Annotated in this window: 16 protein-coding genes; 9 read left to right on the forward strand and 7 right to left on the reverse strand. The window is 70.8% G+C overall.

Annotated elements, in window-relative coordinates; all coding sequences use genetic code 11:
* From ACTJJ4_RS17335 to ACTJJ4_RS17360, 6 genes are all read right to left on the reverse strand, one after another.
* Positions 1-669 (reverse strand): GTP pyrophosphokinase, encoded by a 669-nt coding sequence (locus tag ACTJJ4_RS17335; RefSeq protein ID WP_292699072.1) that lies wholly within the window; start codon positions 667-669, stop codon positions 1-3.
* 106 nt (positions 670-775) lie between these two features.
* A complete protein-coding gene (locus ACTJJ4_RS17340; RefSeq protein ID WP_440944474.1) occupies positions 776-1,879 on the reverse strand; it encodes a hypothetical protein in 1,104 nt (367 codons plus the stop codon).
* A gap of 126 nt (positions 1,880-2,005) precedes the next feature.
* Positions 2,006-2,896 (reverse strand): intradiol ring-cleavage dioxygenase, encoded by an 891-nt coding sequence (locus tag ACTJJ4_RS17345; RefSeq protein ID WP_440944475.1) that lies wholly within the window; start codon positions 2,894-2,896, stop codon positions 2,006-2,008.
* A 137-nt stretch (positions 2,897-3,033) separates the two neighbouring features.
* Positions 3,034-5,091 carry an iron ABC transporter permease gene (locus ACTJJ4_RS17350; RefSeq protein WP_440944476.1) on the reverse strand — a complete coding sequence of 686 codons (2,058 nt, stop codon included), beginning with the start codon at positions 5,089-5,091 and terminating at the stop codon, positions 3,034-3,036.
* Between the two features lie 127 nt (positions 5,092-5,218).
* Entirely contained in the window at positions 5,219-6,250 is a 1,032-nt protein-coding gene (locus ACTJJ4_RS17355; protein WP_440944477.1) for an ABC transporter substrate-binding protein, read from the reverse strand.
* A gap of 79 nt (positions 6,251-6,329) precedes the next feature.
* Positions 6,330-7,193 (reverse strand): ABC transporter ATP-binding protein, encoded by an 864-nt coding sequence (locus ACTJJ4_RS17360; RefSeq protein WP_440944478.1) that lies wholly within the window; start codon positions 7,191-7,193, stop codon positions 6,330-6,332.
* A 29-nt stretch (positions 7,194-7,222) separates the two neighbouring features.
* On the opposite strand from ACTJJ4_RS17360, the gene ACTJJ4_RS17365 reads away from it, so the two are divergent.
* On the forward strand, positions 7,223-8,152 hold the full coding sequence (locus tag ACTJJ4_RS17365) for a siderophore-interacting protein (RefSeq protein ID WP_440944479.1): 930 nt from the start codon (positions 7,223-7,225) through the stop codon (positions 8,150-8,152).
* A 142-nt stretch (positions 8,153-8,294) separates the two neighbouring features.
* Here ACTJJ4_RS17365 and ACTJJ4_RS17370 read toward each other — a convergent pair whose 3' ends face one another.
* Positions 8,295-9,350 carry a VanZ family protein gene (locus ACTJJ4_RS17370; protein ID WP_440944480.1) on the reverse strand — a complete coding sequence of 352 codons (1,056 nt, stop codon included), beginning with the start codon at positions 9,348-9,350 and terminating at the stop codon, positions 8,295-8,297.
* 62 nt (positions 9,351-9,412) lie between these two features.
* On the opposite strand from ACTJJ4_RS17370, the gene ACTJJ4_RS17375 reads away from it, so the two are divergent.
* From ACTJJ4_RS17375 to ACTJJ4_RS17410, 8 genes are all read left to right on the forward strand, one after another.
* Positions 9,413-11,497: an APC family permease gene (locus tag ACTJJ4_RS17375; protein ID WP_440944481.1), complete on the forward strand. Its 2,085-nt coding sequence runs from the start codon at positions 9,413-9,415 to the stop codon at positions 11,495-11,497.
* Positions 11,498-11,597: 100 nt separating this feature from the next.
* Positions 11,598-11,738 (forward strand): hypothetical protein, encoded by a 141-nt coding sequence (locus tag ACTJJ4_RS17380; protein ID WP_440944482.1) that lies wholly within the window; start codon positions 11,598-11,600, stop codon positions 11,736-11,738.
* Positions 11,735-11,824: a potassium-transporting ATPase subunit F gene (locus ACTJJ4_RS17385; RefSeq protein ID WP_440944483.1), complete on the forward strand. Its 90-nt coding sequence runs from the start codon at positions 11,735-11,737 to the stop codon at positions 11,822-11,824. The genes ACTJJ4_RS17380 and ACTJJ4_RS17385 overlap by 4 nt, the downstream gene beginning before the upstream one ends.
* Complete coding sequence (gene kdpA / locus ACTJJ4_RS17390) at positions 11,824-13,500, forward strand: potassium-transporting ATPase subunit KdpA (RefSeq protein WP_440944484.1); 1,677 nt, start codon at positions 11,824-11,826, stop codon at positions 13,498-13,500. Before ACTJJ4_RS17385 ends, kdpA begins: the two co-directional genes overlap by 1 nt.
* Position 13,501: 1 nt before the next feature.
* Positions 13,502-15,664, forward strand: a complete 2,163-nt coding sequence (kdpB, locus tag ACTJJ4_RS17395; RefSeq protein WP_440944485.1) for a potassium-transporting ATPase subunit KdpB — start codon at positions 13,502-13,504, stop codon at positions 15,662-15,664.
* A gap of 21 nt (positions 15,665-15,685) precedes the next feature.
* Positions 15,686-16,309 (forward strand): potassium-transporting ATPase subunit KdpC, encoded by a 624-nt coding sequence (gene kdpC / locus ACTJJ4_RS17400; protein ID WP_440944486.1) that lies wholly within the window; start codon positions 15,686-15,688, stop codon positions 16,307-16,309.
* A complete protein-coding gene (locus ACTJJ4_RS17405; protein ID WP_440944487.1) occupies positions 16,309-18,822 on the forward strand; it encodes a DUF4118 domain-containing protein in 2,514 nt (837 codons plus the stop codon). The genes kdpC and ACTJJ4_RS17405 overlap by 1 nt, the downstream gene beginning before the upstream one ends.
* Complete coding sequence (locus ACTJJ4_RS17410; protein WP_292699102.1) at positions 18,819-19,490, forward strand: response regulator; 672 nt, start codon at positions 18,819-18,821, stop codon at positions 19,488-19,490. The genes ACTJJ4_RS17405 and ACTJJ4_RS17410 overlap by 4 nt, the downstream gene beginning before the upstream one ends.
* The last annotated feature ends 6 nt before the right edge of the window (positions 19,491-19,496 follow it).

A 19,496-nucleotide genomic window follows, 5' to 3' on the forward strand; every position in this document is an offset into this window, starting at 1 on the left:
TCAGGCCTCGATCACGCGGTGATTGATCTCGAGCGCCTCACGGTGCAGGCGCTCCATGCGCAGGTCGAGCTCGCCGGCGGCATCCGCGGCCTCGGTGAGGCTCTGCACCAGGTGGGCGGGCACTCGTCCGTCGAACTTGTAGTGGATCTTGTGCTCCAGGCTCGCCCAGAAGTCCATCGCGATGGTGCGGAACTGCACTTCGACGGGCACGGGGATGGCCCCCGTGGACAGGAAGACGGGCACCTCGACGATGGCGTGCAGGCTGCGGTATCCGTTGGGCTTGGGCTCGGCGATGTAGTCCTTCACCATCAGCACGGTGATGTCGTCCTGGCGGGTGAACAGCTCGAACAGGCGGTACACGTCTGTGACGAAGCTGCAGGTCACCCGCACGCCGGCGATGTCGGTGATCTCCCGGCGGATGACGTCGAAGTCGGGATCGATGCCCTTGCGGGCCACCTTCTCGACGATGCCGTCCGGTGACTTCAGCCGGCTCGAGACGTGCTCGATCGGGTTGTAGGCGTGCATATGGGTGAACTCGTCGCGCAGGATCGAGATCTTCGTCTCGACCTCGCGCATGCCGAACTCGTACTCGCGGAGGAAGCGCTGGAACTGATCCCGCAGCTGCTTCGCCTGGGCGATCGCGGCATCGTCGACAGGCACCGTGCTCATGCTTCCGACGTTACGCCGTGCGGTTCGGAATGGGCTGGATGCTGCCGGAGACGACGGATGCCGGGGATGCCGCGTCAGCGGCGTCCCCGGCATCCGGAGCAGTGCGTCAGGCCTTCGGCGCAGCCGGGTCGGCGGGAGCCTCAGGAGCAGCCGGAGCCGCCTCGGCGGGGGCCGAGGGAGCCTCAGGAGCGACCGGAGCCTCGGCGACCGGAGCGGCCGGCGGAACCGGGGCGCCCTGCGCGGCGGCATCCGCCTGCGGGGCGACCGGAGCGTACTGCGGAGCCGCACCGTCCACCGGCGGAACCGGCTGGTAGTTGAGGCTCTGCGCGAGGGCGCCGTGCGTCGACGGGTCGTTCGCGTCGTAGGCCGCGGCGGAACCCTGCTTCTTCACCTTGGAGGCGGCGACGAAGTACTGGATCACGCTGACCACGGTGAGGATGACACCTGCCGCGAGCGGGTACCAGAACACCGTGTAGCGGAACTCGCCGTTGGCGTCGGGCTTGGCGAACAGCACCTGGAAGAACGGGATCGCGGCGCCGACCACGAACACGGCGGCCCACAGCACGACCATCCAGCGCATCTTCTTCAGCGACGACTGGGAGACCTTGCCCTTCTTGTCGACCTTCGGCTCCAGCAGACCCTGCTGCTTGCGGGTGAGCAGCGCGAAGACCAGCGCGAGCACCAGGATGACGATGGCGACGATGAGCAGGATCAGCCACACCATGAGCGTGGGGTTCGAGGTGGGCTGGTTCTTCAGGTACTCGTTGTACTTGTCGACCGTCGCGCTGTAAGCGTCGACCGCGGCACCGAGGTCGGTGTCGGCCTGCTGCGCGGCGCTCTGGTCCTGCGCGCTGATCGCGTCGGCGAGCGCGCCGGCGGCGGCGGCCATGTCGCCCGCCTCCCCAGCGAACTCCTTGGCGAACGCGGCGCTGCCGCTGTCGGCCTTCTGCGCGACCTTGGTGAATTCGCTCTTGGCGGTCTCGGCGGCTGCCTGGAACTTCTTCGAGGCGGTGGCGATGTCCTCGAGCGGTGCGGACTGGTCGGAGTAGACCGCGCCGAACTCCTCGGCGGCGGTGCTCAGCGCAGCATCGACCTTGGTCAGGTCATCCGTGGTGTCGGCCATCGCGGGCGCTGCGGCCCCGATGATCATCATCAGGCCCGCGATGACGGCGACCACCGTCAGACGCGCGCGGGTTGCGATTGCAGTCATGAGAATGAGATTCCCCCCTCAGCCCGCAGAACGCGGGTCGTGTGCGGCGCCGCCCTCCGACGCCCCCGACATTCTAGGAGATTGCTGAGAATGCGCGGTAATCGCATTTCCGCGCGGTCTCCCCGATCAGACCGCGATCGACAGCGCCGCCGTGTAGCCCTTCCCGATGCTGCCGGTCATGGTCGCGACCTGCAGGACGCCGCCGTCGTCGCCGAACACGTTGTCGCTCTTCAGCGTGACCCGCGCGGCGTTGCTCACGCTCTTCTCGTAGCCGGTCGTGGCGTATACCTTCGCGTTGGTCTCCTCCGGGAGCGCGATCTGCGAGGTCTTCACGATCGGCCCGGTGGCGACGGCGGTGGCCACGTCCTGGTAGACCTCGAAGTGGATGTGCGGCCACCGGCCCGAGTAGCAGGCGGGATAGATCGACGTGAAGCGCACGGTGCCGGTGTCGTCGGTCTCCTGCACGCCGCGCAGATAGTTCTCGTCCTTCGCGGCGTCCGAGTAGAGCGAGTAGTTCCCGTCACGGTCGCAGTGCCAGAGGTACACGCCTGCACCGGTCATCGCCTTCCCTGTGGCCGCGTCGCGGACGGTCAGCACGATCTCGAGCGGCACGCCCTTCGCCGTGGTCGTCGAGGAGCCGAAGCTGGAGCGGATGTCGCCGCGCACGATGCCGGAGTCGTCGAGCACGTTCACGCCGTTGGACCCGTCGCCGGGATAGGGCCCGGCGGTCTCGTTCGGGACCTCGCCCTCGAGCAGGTCGCTGTTGTCGGCGGCCGCCGGAGCGCCACCCGGCCCGCCCTGCGGCGCAGCGCCGGACGGACCGTCCGACCCGGTGGACGCGGACGTGGTCGGCGCGCAGGCCGCGAGCAGCGTCGTCGCCGCGATGCCGCCGAAGATGCCCAGCATCCGACGGCGGTCGATCAGGGTGCGGATGTCGTAGACGAGTCCGCGATGGTCCTCGTCGATCTCGTAGCCGTTCTCGTCCAGCCAGCGCGGGTCGGTGGTCTCGGTGCTCATGATCTCGTCCTCTCGTCGGGCGGGCCGCCCACGTTCCGAGACAAGCGGCCCGACCCATGAGGGATGCAGGAGGACGACAAGGGGATGCTGTGAGCACCCTATGCGGATCGAAGGAGCCGATCCGCGCTGAGCCGGTCCTACGCGTCGCGTGAGCGCCAGAGCAGCCAGACGAAGTACGGAGCGCCGATCAGCGCCACGACCAGTCCGGCGGGCAGCTGCGCCGGCGCGAGCACGGTGCGCCCGATGGCATCCGCCGTGCCCACGAGCACTGCACCGAGCACGACCGACACCGGGATCACGCGACTGTGCTTCGCCCCCACCAGAGCGCGGGCGGCGTGCGGTGCGACCAGACCCACGAAGCCGACCACGCCGACCGCCGAGACGCTGAGCGCCGCCAGCAGGGCTGCCGCACCCAGCAGTCCGAGGCGAGCGCGTTCGAGTCGCACGCCGACCAGCCGGGGAGTGTCCTCGTCCATCGCCACGATGTCGAGCTCGCGACGCTGGGCGATCACGAACGGCAGCGCGACGGCCAGGACGATCGCCAGCGGGATCACCTGCTCCCACAGCCGCCCGTAGGTGGTGCCGGACAGCCACGTGTAGATCTTCGGGGTGTCCCATGGGTTGGAGCGCAGCAGCACGAACGTGGTCAGCGCCGTCGCTCCGTAGGAGACGCCGATGCCGATGAGGATGAACCTGTCCGCGCTGAGGCCGCCCCGCCACGACAGCGCGTACACGAGCAGGAAGGCGAGCAGCGCGCCGGCGATCGCGGCGGCGATCATGCCGAAGGTGGAGGCCGCGACGCTGGTGACCACGAGCACGGCCCCCAGTCCTGCACCGCCGGTGATTCCGAGCAGCCCCGGCTCGGCGAGCGGGTTGCGGCTGACGGCCTGCGTGATGGTGCCGGCCAGCGCGAGAGCCGCGCCGGCGACCACGGCGGCGATCACCCGCGGCGAGCGCTCGTCGAGGGCGAACGAGACCAGAGGCGGCGCCTGGTGCTGCATCCACAGCAGGATGTCCCCTGTGAGCAGCGGCGTGGCGCCCACCAGCATCCCGATCAGGATCACGGCGGCGAGCAGCGCGACCCCGACGGCGAGCACGACGGCGAAGCGGCGGGTGCTGCGCACCCCGAAGCGGATGCTGGGCGGGCGGCGCGTGGGGCCGGCGTCGCGCAGGCGGCGGGCCATCGCGATCAGCACGATCGCGCCGAGGAGGGTGGTCGCGACGCCGGTGGGCACAGCGATCGCGCCCTCGGCGCCGATGATCGCGCGGAGCACGGCATCGGCGCCGATCACGACGATCGCGCCGATGAATCCGGTCGCCGGGATGAGCAGCAGGTGCTTGGTGAGCAGGGGGAACACCCGGGACAGCAGCCGGGCGAGCACGGGCGCGCAGAGGCCGACGAAGCCGATGGGGCCGGCCAGCGTGACCGCGGCTGCGGTCAGCAGCACGGAGAGCAGGATGCCCATCACCCGCGTGGAGCGGATCGGGACGCCCAGGGAGGAGGCCGTGTCGTCGCCGAGCGCGAGCACGTCCAGGCGCCGCGTCAGCACCAGCGCCAGCGCGATGGCGACCACGATCACCGGTGCCGCACGCAGGAAGGCCTGGATGCCCAGCTGGGACAGGCTGCCGCTCCCCCACGCGAACAGCCCCTTGGTCTCCTCCTCGAACAGCACCAGCAGCGTCGACGTGCCGGCCTGCAGGGCCATGGCGAGCGCGGACCCCGCGAGCACCAGACGGGTGGTCGACGATGCGGCGCCGCCCGCCAGGCCGAGCACGATGCCGGCGGCGGCGAGCCCGCCGGCGAAGGCGACGATGCCGGATGCCCAGAACGGGATGCTCACCCCGAACGCGGTCACCGCGGTGACCGCGAAGTACGAGCCGGCGGTCACGCCGAGCGTGTCCGGTGAGGCCAGCGGGTTGCGCGCGAGCGACTGCATCAGGAGCCCTGCGACCCCGAGGGCGGCCCCCACAGCGATTCCCGCCGCCAGCCGCGGCATCCGCGAGCCGAACAGCACATCGGCATCCGCGAGCACGGCCCCGCTCGTGCCCTGCGTGAGATGCCACAGCGACACCGCGACCAGAACGACGAGCAGCACGAGGAGCACCCCCGCCGCGGGGAGCGCCCCGCGCCGGGGCGTCACGCCCCCGGCATCCGTCGCCGGCAGCTCCGCGACGATCGCATCCCTACTGCTCATCGACCCGTCTCACCTTCCGCATGGCCCGGATGCTCCCGACACAGATCGGGGGCCGACACGCCACTTTCCGGACGATTCCAGCGAGAACGTCCGTGATCTGGCGTGTCGGCCCCCGGAGTGGAACACGTCACTTGGTGATGACGGCGACGTACGCGTCGACGATCTGCTCGGCCGAGCGCGGTCCGCCGAAGGTCCAGATGCCCGCGGGGAACGCGTGGATGCGGCCGTCCTTCACGGCGGGGATCGAGGCCCAGGCGGGGTTCTTGGCCGCCGCGTCGATGAAGCTCTCCGAGTCGGGGTCGGCGGTTCCGGTGTGCAGCAGCATGGCGTCGCCGATCGTGGTCATGCCCTCGATGTCGGTCTGGCCCAGACCGTAGGCCGGGTCGACCTCGCCGGTCCAGGCGTTCTCGAGTCCGAGCCGCTCGCCGAGCTCGCCGATCAGCGAGCCCTGTCCGAACGGCCGCAGGGACACGTTGCCGCCGTCGACCCAGCCGTCGAAGAACACGAAGGGCGCGCCCTCCAGGGAGGCGCCCGCGACGGCCTTCTCGCCCTCGGCGAGCTTCTTCTCGAACTCGTCCTTCACGACGTCGGCGCGCTCGGTGCGGCCAGTCGCCTGCGCGATCAGGTCGAAGGTCGCGAGCATCTGCTTGATCGGGTCCTTCGCATCGGCGCCGGTGGTGCTGAGCACCGGGACGCCGTACTTCTCCAGTTGCGTGATGATCGCGTCGTCCCGGGTGCCCGCCTCGACGATCACGAGGTCGGGCTCGGTGGCGAACAGCGCGTCGAGGTTGGGCTCCTGACGGGTGCCGACGCTCTTGACGTCCTTTGGCAGCTCCTCGGCGGTGTCCCAGGTGCGGTAGCCGTCGGCGTCGGCGACCGCGACGGGCGTGAGGCACAGCGAGAGCACGTCCTCGATCTGCTGCCATTCGAGCACGGCGACCTTCGCGGCCGGCTTGTCCAGCTTGACGGTGCGGCCCAGTGCGTCGGTCAGCTCGACCGGCTTGGTGGACGTGGAGGTGCTGTCGTCGGCGCAGCCGACGCCGCTCGCCGTGGAGGTCTTCGCGTCGGTCGGTGCGGGGGCCGCCGTGGTGGTGCCGCAGGCGGTGAGCGCGAGGGTCAGGGCGCCGAGCGTGGCGAGGGCGGCGAGGGGCTTGTTCATCAGGATGGCTCCGGGATGTCGGGGTCGGGGTCGGGGAATCGGGTATGGGGAGGGTGCGCGGCGAGGCCGCGGCGGGAAATCAGGCCGAGAGCGCGGCGAGGCCGCGGCGGGCGCGGTCGTGATGCCTGCCGCGCGGCGTGACGCGCACCCGTCCGGTGCGCGGGTCGTGGTCGGCGTCGATGGGCAGTCCGTACACCTCGGTGAGGTTCTCGGATGTGAACACGTCGTGCGGGAGTCCCGAGGCGTGCACACGGCCGCGGTGCATGAGCACGACCTCGTCGGCCACGGATGCCGCATGGCTCAGGTCGTGCAGCACCACACCCACGGCGGTGCCGCGGTCGGCCAGGTCGCAGATCAGGTCGAGGGTCTCGACCTGATAGCGCAGGTCGAGATGGTTGGTGGGCTCGTCCAGCAGCAGGATGCCGGTGTCCTGCGCGAGAGCGGTGGCGAGCCAGACGCGCTGCAGCTCCCCGCCGGAGAGCTCGTCGACGGCGCGCTGCGCCATGTGGTCGAGACCGGTGAGCTCGAGGGCCTGCGCGACGGCATCACGGTCGGCGTCGGTCATGCCCGCGAACCTCCGGCGATGCGGATGCCGGCCGTAGGCGACGACGTCACGCACCTCGAGTCCGGAGGGGTGCGGGCGGGACTGCGAGAGCATCGCGACCGTGCGGGCGAACTCCCTGGCCGAGAGCGCCGCCGCGTCCCGCTCACCCCGCTCGTCGACCACGCGGACGATCCCCTCGTCGACCCTGTGCAGCCGGGCGAGGGCGCGCAGCGCCGTGGACTTGCCGCTGCCGTTGGGGCCGATCAAAGCGGTGACGACACCGGGGCGCAGGTGCAGCGACACCTCGTGCACCACCCGGTTGCGGCCGTAGCTGAGGGCGAGCGATTCGCCGTGCAGCTCGTCCGTGCGGGCCTCGGATGCTTCCTTCGGATTGGTCACGTTAGGAGAGCCTAACCTATGCTGAAGTGGTGAGCCACCACCCATACCGGACCTTCCGCACCACCGTCGCCCGCATCGAGAAGCTGACACCGAGCTTCGCGCGCATCACCCTGACCGGCGACGACCTGGCGCATTTCGGCACTGACGGCCTGGATCAGCGCATCAAGCTGATCATCCCCTTCGCAGACGGCACGATCACCGATGTCGGCCAGTTCGACGAGACCCAGAGCATGACCGAGTGGTACCGGCCCTGGCGCGAACTCCCCGATGAGGAGCGCAATCCGATCCGCACCTACACGATCCGCTCCCCGCGTCCCGCCGACCGCGAGATCGATGTCGACTTCGTGCTGCACGGCACCGAGGGCCCGGCATCCGCCTGGGCGACCGGTGCACAGGTCGGCGATCCGCTGTTCGTCGTCGGACCGGACTCGCGCTCCGACGAGAAGGGCGGGGGCATCGAATGGAAGCCGGGAGACGCGACCTCCGTGCTGATCGCCGGCGACGAGACCGCCATGCCCGCGATCTGCTCCATCGTCGAATCGCTGCCCGCACACATCACCGGCGAGGTGTGCATCGAGGTGCCGTCCGAAGCGGATGCCCTCCCCCTGGCCGCCCCGGACGGGGTTCGGGTGAGCTGGCTGGGCCGCGGGTCGACCGCGCACGGCGTGCGGCTGAGCGCAGCCGTGCACGCCTGGGGACGGCGGCGCAGCGCATCACCGGCATCCGCTCCCGGCGCGGAGCCGGTCCGCGGACTCGACGAGGACGACAGGCCCGAGGCATCCGACGAGATCCTCTGGGAGGTTCCCGAGGCGGCGTCGGGCGGCGAGTACGCCTGGCTGGCCGGCGAAGCCGGCACGATCACAGCGCTGCGTCGCCACCTGGTGCGGGACCTCGGCATCGACCGTCACTCGATCGCGTTCATGGGTTACTGGCGCCGCGGCCGCGCCGAGGCCTCCTGACCCGCCCGCATCCGACCGCGCCGACCACGCCGATCGCCGCGACTGCACGACATCTCCCCGACTGCACGGGTTCTTCACGTGAACTTCTCGTGCACTCGGCGAGATCCCGTGCTCTCGACGAACGGCGAGGGGGCTCGGGATGTCAGCGCGGGGAGCGGGCGTCGGTCAGCTGCTGACCGGAGAGGATGCCCGGCAGTCCGCGGCCCTGACGGGTGAAGAAGAACATCATGCACGCGACGAGCATCGCGAGGCTCGTCAGGGGCGCCACGATCCCGCCGATCAACCCGATCGTCGACAGCCCGGCCACCCCGCCGACCCAGCGCAGCAGACGCGCGACCGGCTGGGGCATCCGCGCTCCGTCATAGCGCAGCTCCACGGCGAGGTCTCCGACCGAGCGACCGGTCATCAGGATGGTCGCGAGCCAGAACGCCCCCGCACCGCCCGTGCCGACCAGCTCCGACAGGGTCCCGTCCAGCACCGCCGCACGATCGCGCACCACGTACTCCAGGAACAGCTGCATCCCCACGCCGAGCGTCGCCGAGACCAGGAAGAAGCCGAGTCCGTCGCAGATCATCGCCAGGGCACGGCGCCCACGGGTGACGGGGCGCGGCATCCCGGCATCCGCCGCACGGGACAGACCACGGTGCGCCCGGGGCACGACGAGCCCGAACGCCGAGCCGACCAGGGCGCCCGTCGTGTTGGTCATCAGGTCGCCGACGTCGAAGAACCGGTACGCGCACGGATACACGCCCCATACCCCGGTCAGCTGCGTCGTCTCGATGAACAGCGACAGGCCCAGGCCCACGAGCAGGGCCGTGACGATCCCGCGTCCGCCCAGCACCCGCAGGAAGAAGCCCAGCGGCACGAACAGCAGCACGTTGAACGCGAGCTGCAGGATGCCCGGATGCGTGAGCGGGTTGCCCGGCGCGGCGAGCGCCTGCTGCACGTCCCGCACCACCGACATGGGGTCGGTGATCGCCCCGACGCACCGGATGGACGAAGGCTCGGGAAGCGGCAGCAGCGTGTACGTCCAGATCGCCCAGAAGTAGATGAGTACGGCCAGCCACATCAGCAGTCGCACCGGACTCAGACGCCCGCGACGGCGGTAGCTGATGGCCACGAACGGCACGAAGAGGCCGATCCCGACCAGTATGCCGATGCCGATCGCGATCGCTCCGGACATCACCTGCTGGCTCATCGGAATAAAGTCTACGGGCGCCGTGTTGCACCGCCGCCCGCGCAGGCGTAATCTCGCCCGTCGTGGCACACGACGCACGCGAGAACACGGATGCCCCGCAACTCGCCAAACGCATCCTTCTCGGCGACCCGCTGACGACCGAGCAGGTCAACGACCAGCTGCTCCCGAAGCGCATGGCCCTGCCGATCTTCGCGTCCGACGCGCTGAGCTCGGTGGCCTACGGGCCGCAGGAGATGCTGATGATCATGCTGATCGGCGGGACGGCGTTCCTGACGCTCAGCCCGTGGGTCGCGGCGGCCGTCGTGCTGCTGCTGATCGTGGTCGTGCTCAGCTACCGCCAGATCATCAAGGCGTACCCCTCCGGCGGCGGCGACTTCGAGGTGACGCAGAAGAACCTCGGCGAGGTGCCGTCGGTGATCGTCGCAGCCGCGCTGCTCGTCGACTACGTCCTCACCGTCTCCGTGTCGATCGCCTCCGGCGTCGACAACATCATCTCGGCGGTGCCCGGTCTGAACCCGTGGCGCGTGGAGCTGGCGGTCGGCTTCGTGATCCTGATCGTCATCGTCAACCTGCGCGGCGTGCGCGAGGCATCCACCGTCTTCGCGATCCCGACGTACGTGTTCATCGGCTCGGTGATCGTGATGATCGGAACCGGACTGGTGCGGATGCTGCTCGGCGACGCCCCCGTGGCGGCGAGCGCGGCGTACACCGTGCAGGCCGAGAGCCTCAGCCAGGCGGCGATGGTGCTGCTGATCCTGCGTGCGTTCTCGAGCGGATGCTCCGCCCTCACGGGCGTGGAGGCCGTGTCGAACGGCGTGCCGGCGTTCCGCGTCCCGAAGATCCGGAACGCCAAGACCACCCTGGCGATGATGGGGTCGATCGCCGCCCTGCTGTTCTCCGGCCTCACCGCGCTGGCGCTGATCTCGGGCGTCAAGTACGCCGAGAACGCCTGCGACCTGGTCGGCTTCGACTGCTCCAACCCGCAGCCGAGCCTGATGGCGCAGGTCGCTTCGGCGACGTTCGGCGCCGGCAGCATCCCGTTCTTCATCATCCAGGCCGCCACCGCGTGCGTGCTGCTGCTGGCCGCCAACACGGCGTTCAACGGCTTCCCGCTGCTGGGCTCGGTGCTGGCGCGCGAGGGCTACGCCCCGAAGGCGCTGAACACCCGCGGCGACCGGCTGGTGTTCTCCAACGGCATGATCCTGCTGGGCCTGGCCGCGGTCGTCGTACTGGTGGTGTTCCAGGCGAACCTCACCAACCTCATCCAGCTGTACATCATCGGCGTGTTCGTGTCATTCTCGCTGGGTCAGATCGGCATGGTGCGGCACTGGAGGCGCGTGCTGCGCGAGACGCATCACCGGCCCCTGAGCGAGGTGGCCGCGGAGCGGCGCTCGGCCATCGTCAGCCTGTCCATCAACTCCCTCGGTGCCGTGATGACGGTGAGCGTGCTCATCATCGTGACCATCACGAAGTTCACCCACGGCGCCTGGATGGTGTTCTTCGCCATCCCCGTGCTCGCTCTGCTGATGCTGGGCGTCAAGCGGTACTACCGCGATGTCGAGAAGGAGATCGCGATCGAGGACACGACCCACTTCGGGTCGCGCGGCGACGTCGCGATCGTGCTGGTGAACCGGATGCAGAAGCCGGTCATCAAGGCACTGGACTACGCGATCGCCGCACGCCACGAGAAGACGATCGCGCTGCACGTCGCCCTCACGCCCGAGGACGGCCAGGTGCTGCAGCGGCAGTGGCAGGACTACAAGATCCCGGTGCCGCTGGTGATCGTGGACTCCCCGTACCGCACCTTCGCGCAGCCGGTCGAGCAGTACATCCGCAAGTACCGCGAGAAGCACGGTCCCGCAGTGGTCACGGTCTACCTGCCGCAGTACATCGTGGGCCACTGGTGGGAGAAAGTGCTGCACAACCGGCGCTCCCGCCGGATGGCCAACCAGCTGATGCTCGTGCACGGCGTCTCGATCACGCTCGTCCCGTGGCTGCTCGACTCCTCCGAGCTCATCTACGGGCGCCGTTCGCGGCCGCTTCCGGGCCAGGAGCGCGCCGGCCGGCCGTTCGCCCTGTACGGCGGCGACCAGCAGAACGGCGAACGCCGCGTGCACCGGCCCGCCGGTCCCCCGGACAAGGGCTGAGCCGACCCGACCGTGAGCACGGCGCATGGATCCGCGGCGGCGCCGTAGGGATTCCGTGAGGATCGCGTCCGGCCCCCGCTGATCGGAGTGGGATCGGAACGTGCTCGATCTCATCTACCTCGCGCTCACCGCGCTGGTCTTCGTCCTCATCGGCCTGATCGCCAAGGGGGTGGAGTCCGGGCCCCCTGCTCCCGAGGCTCCGCCCGGCGCGAAGCGACGGGTGGAGAGGAGCAGGGGATGACCGCCTTCGGCATCGCCGCGGCGGTCCTCGCCGTCGCGGCCATCGGCTATCTGCTCGTCGCCCTCGTGCGCCCGGGGAGGTTCTGATGAACGACCTCTGGGCCGGCATCCTGCAGGGTGCCACGCTGGTGCTCATCCTGGTGCTGCTGTACCGCCCGCTGGGCGATGCCATGGCGCTCGTCTACACCAGCCCCCGGCACCTGCGCGTCGAGCGCGGGCTGTACCGGCTGTTCGGCGTCGACCCCGAGTCGGAGCAGACCTGGCGCGCCTACGCCCGCGGGCTGCTGCTGTTCTCGGCCGGCGGGATGCTGGCGGTGTACCTGCTGCAGCGGATGCAGTCGCTGCTGCCGTACTCGCTCGGGCTGCCTCCCGTGCCACCGGGCCTGGCGTTCAACACGGCGGCCTCGTTCGTGGCCAACACGAACTGGCAGTCGTACTCCCCGGAGCAGACCGTGGGCTTCATCGTGCAGGCGGCGGGTCTGGCCGTGCAGAACTTCCTCTCCGCGGCGGTGGGCATCGCCGTCGCGATCGCCCTGGTGCGCGGCTTCGCGCGCCGCGGGTCGGGCACGATCGGCAACTTCTGGGTGGACACCACCCGCGGCGCCGTCCGGCTGCTGCTGCCGATCGCCGTGCTCGGCGCGGTCGCGCTGATCGCCGGTGGCGTGGTCCAGAACCTGACCGGAGTCACCGAGGTGCACACGCTGGCCGGCGGCATCCAGCGCATCCCGGGCGGACCGACCGCCTCGCAGGAGGTCATCAAGCTGCTCGGCACCAACGGCGGCGGATTCTTCAACGCGAACTCAGCCCACCCGTTCGAGAACCCGACGCCGTGGACCAACCTGTTCGAGATCCTGCTGCTCCTCGCCATCCCGTTCGCGCTGCCGCGCACCTTCGGGCGGATCATCGGCGACGACCGCCAGGGCTACGCGATCGCGTCGGTGATGGGCGTGCTGTTCCTCGCCTCGACGACGCTGCTGTCGGTGCTCGAGTCCGCGGGCGGAGGCGCGGCCCCGCAGCTGGCGGGCGCGGCGATGGAGGGCAAGGAGCAGCGCTTCGGCATCCTCGGCTCCGCGCTGTTCGGCAGCGCGTCGACGCTCACGTCGACGGGCGCCGTGGACTCGATGCACGACTCGTACACGCCGCTCGGCGGCATGATGCCACTCCTGAACATGATGCTCGGCGAGGTCGCCCCCGGCGGCGTCGGTTCGGGACTCTACGGGATGCTCGTGCTGGCCGTGATCGCTGTGTTCGTCGGCGGTCTGCTGGTGGGGCGCACCCCCGAGTACCTGGGCAAGCGGATCGGACAGCGGGAGATGACCCTGGCGAGCCTGTACATCCTGGTCGTCCCGATGCTCGTGCTGGGCGGCGCGGCGCTGAGCTTCGCGATCCCCGGCATCCGCGAGGACGTGGTGAGGACCAGCATCCTGAATCCGGGCGCGCACGGACTGAGCGAGGTGCTGTACGCCTTCACCTCGGCCGCGAACAACAACGGCTCGGCTTTCGCGGGTCTGGGCGCGAACACGCCGTGGCTGAACACGTCGCTGGGCGTCGTGATGCTGCTGGGACGCTTCCTGCCGATCGTGCTCGTGCTCGCCCTCGCCGGCGCCCTCGCGCAGCAGCAGAGCGTGCCGGCCACCACCGGCACCCTTCCCACGCACCGCCCGCTGTTCATCGGGCTCCTCCTGGCGGTGGCGATCATCATCACCGCCCTCACCTACTTCCCCGTGCTCACGCTCGGGCCGCTCGCCGAAGGACTGGTCTGACATGACCCTCACCGACACCCCCGTCCACCACCCCGACGAAGCGCATCATCACGATGCGCCCGCCGCGCCCCCGCGCGCGTTCGGCTGGCGCCAGCTGGTCGCCGCCGTCCCCGGTGCGCTGGGCCGGCTCAACCCCGCGCGGCTTCTGCGCAACCCCGTGATCCTGCTGGTCTGGGCGGGCGCCGCCTTCACCACCGCACTGGCGATCGCGGAGCCCTTCCTGCAGGCGCCGACGCCCGGCATCCCGGCGGGCTTCACCTGGGCGATCGCCGTCTGGCTGTGGCTGACCGTGCTGTTCGCCAACCTCGCCGAGTCCGTGGCCGAGGGACGGGGCAAGGCGCAGGCCGCGAGCCTGCGTCGCACCCGGACCACCACCACGGCTCGGCGCGTGACGGCGTACGACCCCGCCGATCCGCTGGCCGAGCACGCCTCCACCGAGGACGTCGCCTCGTCCGAACTGCGCCTCGGCGACGTCGTGATCGTCGCGGCCGGCGAGCCGATCCCCGGAGACGGCGACATCGTGGCCGGCATCGCGACCGTCGACGAGTCGGCGATCACGGGCGAGAGCGCGCCCGTCATCCGCGAGTCCGGTGGCGACCGCAGCGCCGTCACCGGCGGCACCCGGGTGCTCTCCGACCGGATCGTGGTGCGCATCACCTCGAAACCGGGCGAGACGTTCGTCGACCGGATGATCGCGCTCGTCGAGGGCGCGAACCGGCAGCGCACGCCCAACGAGATCGCGCTGAACATCCTGCTCGCGAGCCTGTCGATCGTGTTCCTCGTGGTGGTGCTGGCGCTGAACCCGCTCGCCGGCTACGTCGCCTCGCCAGTCGGCATCCCCGTGCTGATCGCGCTGCTCGTGTGCCTGATCCCGACCACGATCGGCGCCCTGCTCAGCGCCATCGGCATCGCCGGCATGGACCGGCTGGTGCAGCGCAACGTGCTGGCGATGTCGGGACGCGCGGTCGAGGCCGCCGGAGACGTGTCCACCCTGCTGCTCGACAAGACCGGCACGATCACGTACGGCAACCGCCGCGCGGATGACGTGCGCCCCGTCGCGGGCACGGACGCGGCCGAGCTGCTGCGCGCGGCCGCGCTGTCGTCGCTCGCCGACCCGACGCCCGAGGGCGCGTCCATCGTGGAACTGGCGGCCGCCCGCGGCATCCGGGTCACCTCGCCGGAGGGCGCGGTGTCGGTGCCGTTCACGGCGCAGACCCGGATGAGCGGGATCGACCTCCCCGACGGCACGGTCATCCGCAAGGGCGCCGGCTCCGCCATCCGCGCCTGGCTGGATTCGCAGGGAGCGGATGCCGCGGATGCCTCCGCCGAGGCCGCCCGGTACGCCGATGAGATCGCGGCGTCCGGCGGCACGCCTCTCGTGGTCGCGGCGTCCGGCCCCTCGACGGACCCGGCGGCCCCCGCGGCCAGGATCCTCGGCGTCGTCCACCTGAAGGACATCGTCAAGGACGGCCTGCGCGAGCGGTTCGACGAACTGCGCGCGATGGGCATCCGCACCGTGATGATCACCGGCGACAACCCCCTCACCGCGGCGGCGATCGCGAAGGAGGCCGGAGTCGACGACTTCCTCGCGGAGGCGACCCCCGAGGACAAGCTCGCCCTGATCCGCCGCGAGCAGGAGGGCGGCCGGATGGTCGCGATGACCGGCGACGGCACCAACGACGCCCCCGCGCTGGCGCAGGCCGACGTGGGCGTGGCGATGAACACCGGCACCTCGGCGGCGAAGGAGGCCGGCAACATGGTCGACCTCGACTCCGACCCGACCAAGCTGATCGACATCGTGCGCATCGGCAAGCAGCTGCTCATCACCCGCGGTGCGCTCACCACGTTCTCGCTCGCGAACGACATCGCCAAGTACTTCGCGATCATCCCGGCCATGTTCATGACGGCGTTCCCGGGTCTGGGCGTGCTGAACGTCATGCAGCTGCACTCCCCGGCATCCGCCGTGCTCAGCGCCATCGTCTTCAACGCGATCGTGATCGTGTTCCTCATCCCGCTCGCGCTGCGCGGCGTGACCTATCGTCCGGCCGGCGCGGCGCGGATGCTGCAGCGCAACCTGCTGATCTACGGCCTGGGCGGCGTGATCGCCCCGTTCATCGGCATCAAGCTCATCGACCTCGTCGTGAGCCTCATCCCCGGCTTCTGACCGGGCTCGGAAAGGACCCCCATGTCGAATCTCCGCACCACCGGTCGCACCGCGCTCGTCGCCGTGCGCGCCGTGCTCGTGTTCACCGCCCTGCTCGGCATCCTGTATCCCCTCGCCGTGACCGGGATCGGGCAGCTCGCGTTCCCCGCCCAGGCGAACGGCTCGATGCTGACCGCGGACGGGAAGGCCGTGGGCAGCTCTCTGATCGGGCAGGCCTTCACCGCCGAGGACGGCACTCCGCTGCCGCAGTACTTCCAGTCCCGGCCCTCGGCATCCGGCCAGGACGGCTATGACGCGATGGCGTCCGGCGGCAGCAACCTCGGCCCCTCCAACCCCGACCTGCTGGCGCAGATCCGGCAGCGGCGGGCCGCGATCGCCGCGTTCGAGGGCGTCGACCCGTCGCTGATCCCGCCGGATGCTCTCACGGCATCCGCCTCGGGCCTGGACCCGCAGATCAGCCCGGAGTACGCGCTGCTGCAGGTGCGACGCGTCGCCGACGCGCGCGGACTGTCCGACGCCGCCGTGCACGCGCTCGTGGAGTCTAGGATCCAAGGACGGGACCTCGGATTCCTGGGCGAGCCGCGCGTGAACGTGCTGGAGCTGAACCTCGCCCTCGACCGGCTCTCGAGCGGCGAGGAGGGCTGATGGCACGCGGGCGGCTGCGGGTGCTGCTGGGTGCAGCGCCCGGTGTCGGCAAGACCTACGAGATGCTCGCCGAGGCGCACCAGCTCGCCGCAGCCGGCCGCGACGTCGTTATCGGGGTCGTCGAGACCCATGGCCGCTCCGCGACCGCGGGGCAGGTGGCGGGCCTGGAGACCGTGCCCCGGCGCAGCATCCGCCATCGCGACGTCGAGCTGACCGACCTCGACGTCGACGCCGTGCTGGCGCGCGCGCCCGAGGTGGCGCTGATCGACGAGCTCGCGCACACCAACGCCCCCGGCTCCCGCAACGCCAAGCGCTGGCAGGACGTGGAGGAGCTGCTGGATGCGGGCATCGACGTGCTGACGACCGTGAACGTGCAGCACATCGAGTCGCTGAACGACGTGGTCGAGAAGATCACCGGGGTGGCGCAGCAGGAGACCGTGCCGGATGCCGTGGTGCGCGCCGCCGACGACATCGAGGTCGTGGATCTGGCCCCGCAGTCGCTGCGCGACCGACTCTCGGCCGGCCAGGTGTATCCGGCGGAACGGGTGGATGCCGCGCTCTCGAACTACTTCCGGCTGGGCAACCTCACGGCGCTGCGCGAACTGGCGCTGCTGTGGCTGGCCGACGAGGTCGACAGTGCGCTGCGCAGCTACCGCGAGGCGCACGGCATCGACTCTGCCTGGCAGACCAGGGAGCGCGTGGTCGTGGCTCTCACCGGCGGGCCGGAGGGCGAGACGCTGATCCGGCGCGGGGCCCGGATCGCGGCGCGCTCGGCGGGCGGCGAGCTGATGGCCGTGCACGTGTCGGCGCAGGACGGCCTGCGCACGGTGACCCCCGGCGCGCTCAGCGCGCAGCAGCAGCTCGTCGCCTCCCTGGGCGGGAGCTTCCATCAGGTGGTCGGCGATGACATCCCGGCCACCCTGGTCGAATTCGCGCAGTCCGTCGACGCGACGCAGCTGGTGATCGGGGTGAGCAGACGCAGCCGGCTCTCCGCCGCGCTCACCGGGCCGGGGATCGGCGCCGGCATCATCCGCAGCTCCGGCGACATCGACGTGCACATCGTCAGCCACTCCGCGGCCGGGGGCCGGCTCACGCTGCCCCGCGTCTCGGGCGGCGCGCTGGGGTGGCGCCGCCAGGTGCTCGGCTGGGTGGTCGCCCTCGTCGGCGGACCGCTGCTGTCGTGGCTGCTTTTCTCGCTGCGGACGGAGGAGTCGATCACCTCCGACGTGCTGGCCTACCAGCTGCTGGTGGTGATCGTCGCCCTGATCGGCGGGCTGAGACCCGCACTGTTCGCGGCTGTGCTCTCGGGCCTGACCCTGGACTACCTGTTCGTGGTGCCGCTGTTCACGATCACCATCGCCGAGCCCCTGCACGCGCTGGCGCTCGTGCTGTACGTGATCATCGCCGTTCTGGTCAGCATCGTCGTCGATCAGGCCGCGCGGCGGGCCCGTGCGGCGCGGCGGGCGTCGGCAGAGGCGGAGCTGCTGGCCACCGTCGCCGGCAGCGTGGTGCGTGGGGAGAGCGCTCCGCTGGCGCTGGTGAGCCGGGCCCGCGAGGCGTTCGGGCTGAGCGGGGTGCGGCTGATCGCACCGGACGGGTCCGTGCTCGCCACGGACGGCGAGCCGCTGCCGGACCGGGAGCCGTTGCTCGTGCCGGTCGGAGAGCAGCAGGGCGGACCGCGGGCGACGCTGGAGCTCCACGGCGACGAGCTCGATGCGCCGGCTCGCCGGCTGCTGGACGCGATCGTGGCCCAGCTGGCCGCGGCGATCGAGCACACCGAGCTGACGGCGGCAGCCCGCCACGCCGAGGTTCTGGCCGCCACCGATCAGGTGCGAGCGGCGCTGCTCTCGGCGATCAGCCACGATCTGCGTCGCCCGCTGGCCGCCGCGATGGCCGCGATCGGCGGGCTGCGCGGCGCCGGGCGGCTCAGCGAGGCCGACCGCGGCGAGCTGCTCGCCACCGCGGACGAGAGCCTGTCCGTGCTGACACGTCTGGTCACCGACCTGCTCGACGTCAGTCGCGTCGAGGCGGGCGTGCTGGCCGTCTCGCTCAGCCCCGTCGATGCCGCCGATGCCGTGCTCTCCGCGATCGACGAACTGGGCTCGGGGCCGTCGGAGATCGATCTGAACCTCGACCCCGACCTGCCGCCTCTGCTCGCCGACCCGGTGCTGCTGCAGCGCGTGCTGGTGAACGTGATCGCGAACGCGCGCCGGCACTCCCCCGAGGGGACGCGGATGCTGGTGACCACCAGCCGGCTGGGTGCGGTCGCCGAGATCCGCATCGTCGATCGCGGCCCCGGTGTCGCCGCCGACCGGCAGGAGAGCATGTTCGCCCCGTTCCAGCGGCTGGGTGACTCCGACAACACGATCGGGCTCGGCCTGGGCCTGGCGCTCTCCCGCGGATTCACCGAGGGCATGGGCGGTACGCTGACCCCCGAGGACACGCCGGGAGGAGGGCTGACGATGGTCATCGCCCTGCCGGTCGCGGCATCCGACGCCGAGGTCGTCTCGTGAAGCTGCTGGTCGCCGACGACGACCCGCAGATGGTGCGTGCGCTGCGGATCACACTCGCCGCGCACGGGTACGAGGTGGTCGCCGCCGTCGACGGGCCCGGCGCCATCGCCGCGGCCGCGCAGACCCACCCCGACATCGTGCTGCTGGACCTGGGGATGCCGCACCTCGACGGGGTGCAGGTGATCCAGGCGCTGCGCGGATGGACCGCCATCCCGATCATCGTCGTCTCGGGTCGCACCGGATCAGCCGACAAGGTGGAGGCGCTGGATGCCGGCGCAGACGACTACGTGACCAAGCCGTTCCAGATCGACGAGCTGCTCGCCCGGCTGCGCGCGCTGTCCCGCCGCGCCGCGGCCGAGTCCGGCGAGGCGACCGTCGCGTTCGGCGACGTGGTCGTCGACCTGTCCGTCAAGTCGGTCACCCGCGCCGGCACGCGCGTGCACCTGACGCCGACGGAATGGCGGATGCTGGAGCACCTCGCCCGGCATCCAGAGGCGCTCGTCACCCGGCAGGAGCTGCTGCGCGAGCTGTGGGGATCGGATCAGGTCGCCGACACCGGCTACCTGCGGCTGTACATGTCGCAGCTGCGCAAGAAGCTCGAGGCGGATCCCGCGCATCCGGTGCACCTGCTCACCGAGCAGGGGATGGGCTACCGGCTGGTGCGCTGATCACCC

This window comes from Microbacterium sp. 22195 (assembly GCF_052056515.1).
In the GTDB taxonomy this organism is placed as follows: Bacteria; Actinomycetota; Actinomycetes; order Actinomycetales; family Microbacteriaceae; genus Microbacterium.

What these genes read in the sequence shown, in the direction of transcription:
- ACTJJ4_RS17335 (WP_292699072.1), bottom strand. Translation starts at nt 669, where the DNA reads ATGAGCACGGTGCCTGTCGACGATGCCGCGATCGCCCAGGCGAAGCAG.
- ACTJJ4_RS17340 (WP_440944474.1), bottom strand. Translation starts at nt 1,879, where the DNA reads ATGACTGCAATCGCAACCCGCGCGCGTCTGACGGTGGTCGCCGTCATC.
- ACTJJ4_RS17345 (WP_440944475.1), bottom strand. Translation starts at nt 2,896, where the DNA reads ATGAGCACCGAGACCACCGACCCGCGCTGGCTGGACGAGAACGGCTAC.
- ACTJJ4_RS17350 (WP_440944476.1), bottom strand. Translation starts at nt 5,091, where the DNA reads ATGAGCAGTAGGGATGCGATCGTCGCGGAGCTGCCGGCGACGGATGCC.
- ACTJJ4_RS17355 (WP_440944477.1), bottom strand. Translation starts at nt 6,250, where the DNA reads ATGAACAAGCCCCTCGCCGCCCTCGCCACGCTCGGCGCCCTGACCCTC.
- ACTJJ4_RS17370 (WP_440944480.1), bottom strand. Translation starts at nt 9,350, where the DNA reads ATGAGCCAGCAGGTGATGTCCGGAGCGATCGCGATCGGCATCGGCATA.
- ACTJJ4_RS17385 (WP_440944483.1), top strand. Translation starts at nt 11,735, where the DNA reads ATGACCGCCTTCGGCATCGCCGCGGCGGTCCTCGCCGTCGCGGCCATC.
- kdpA (WP_440944484.1), top strand. Translation starts at nt 11,824, where the DNA reads ATGAACGACCTCTGGGCCGGCATCCTGCAGGGTGCCACGCTGGTGCTC.
- kdpB (WP_440944485.1), top strand. Translation starts at nt 13,502, where the DNA reads ATGACCCTCACCGACACCCCCGTCCACCACCCCGACGAAGCGCATCAT.
- kdpC (WP_440944486.1), top strand. Translation starts at nt 15,686, where the DNA reads ATGTCGAATCTCCGCACCACCGGTCGCACCGCGCTCGTCGCCGTGCGC.
- ACTJJ4_RS17405 (WP_440944487.1), top strand. Translation starts at nt 16,309, where the DNA reads ATGGCACGCGGGCGGCTGCGGGTGCTGCTGGGTGCAGCGCCCGGTGTC.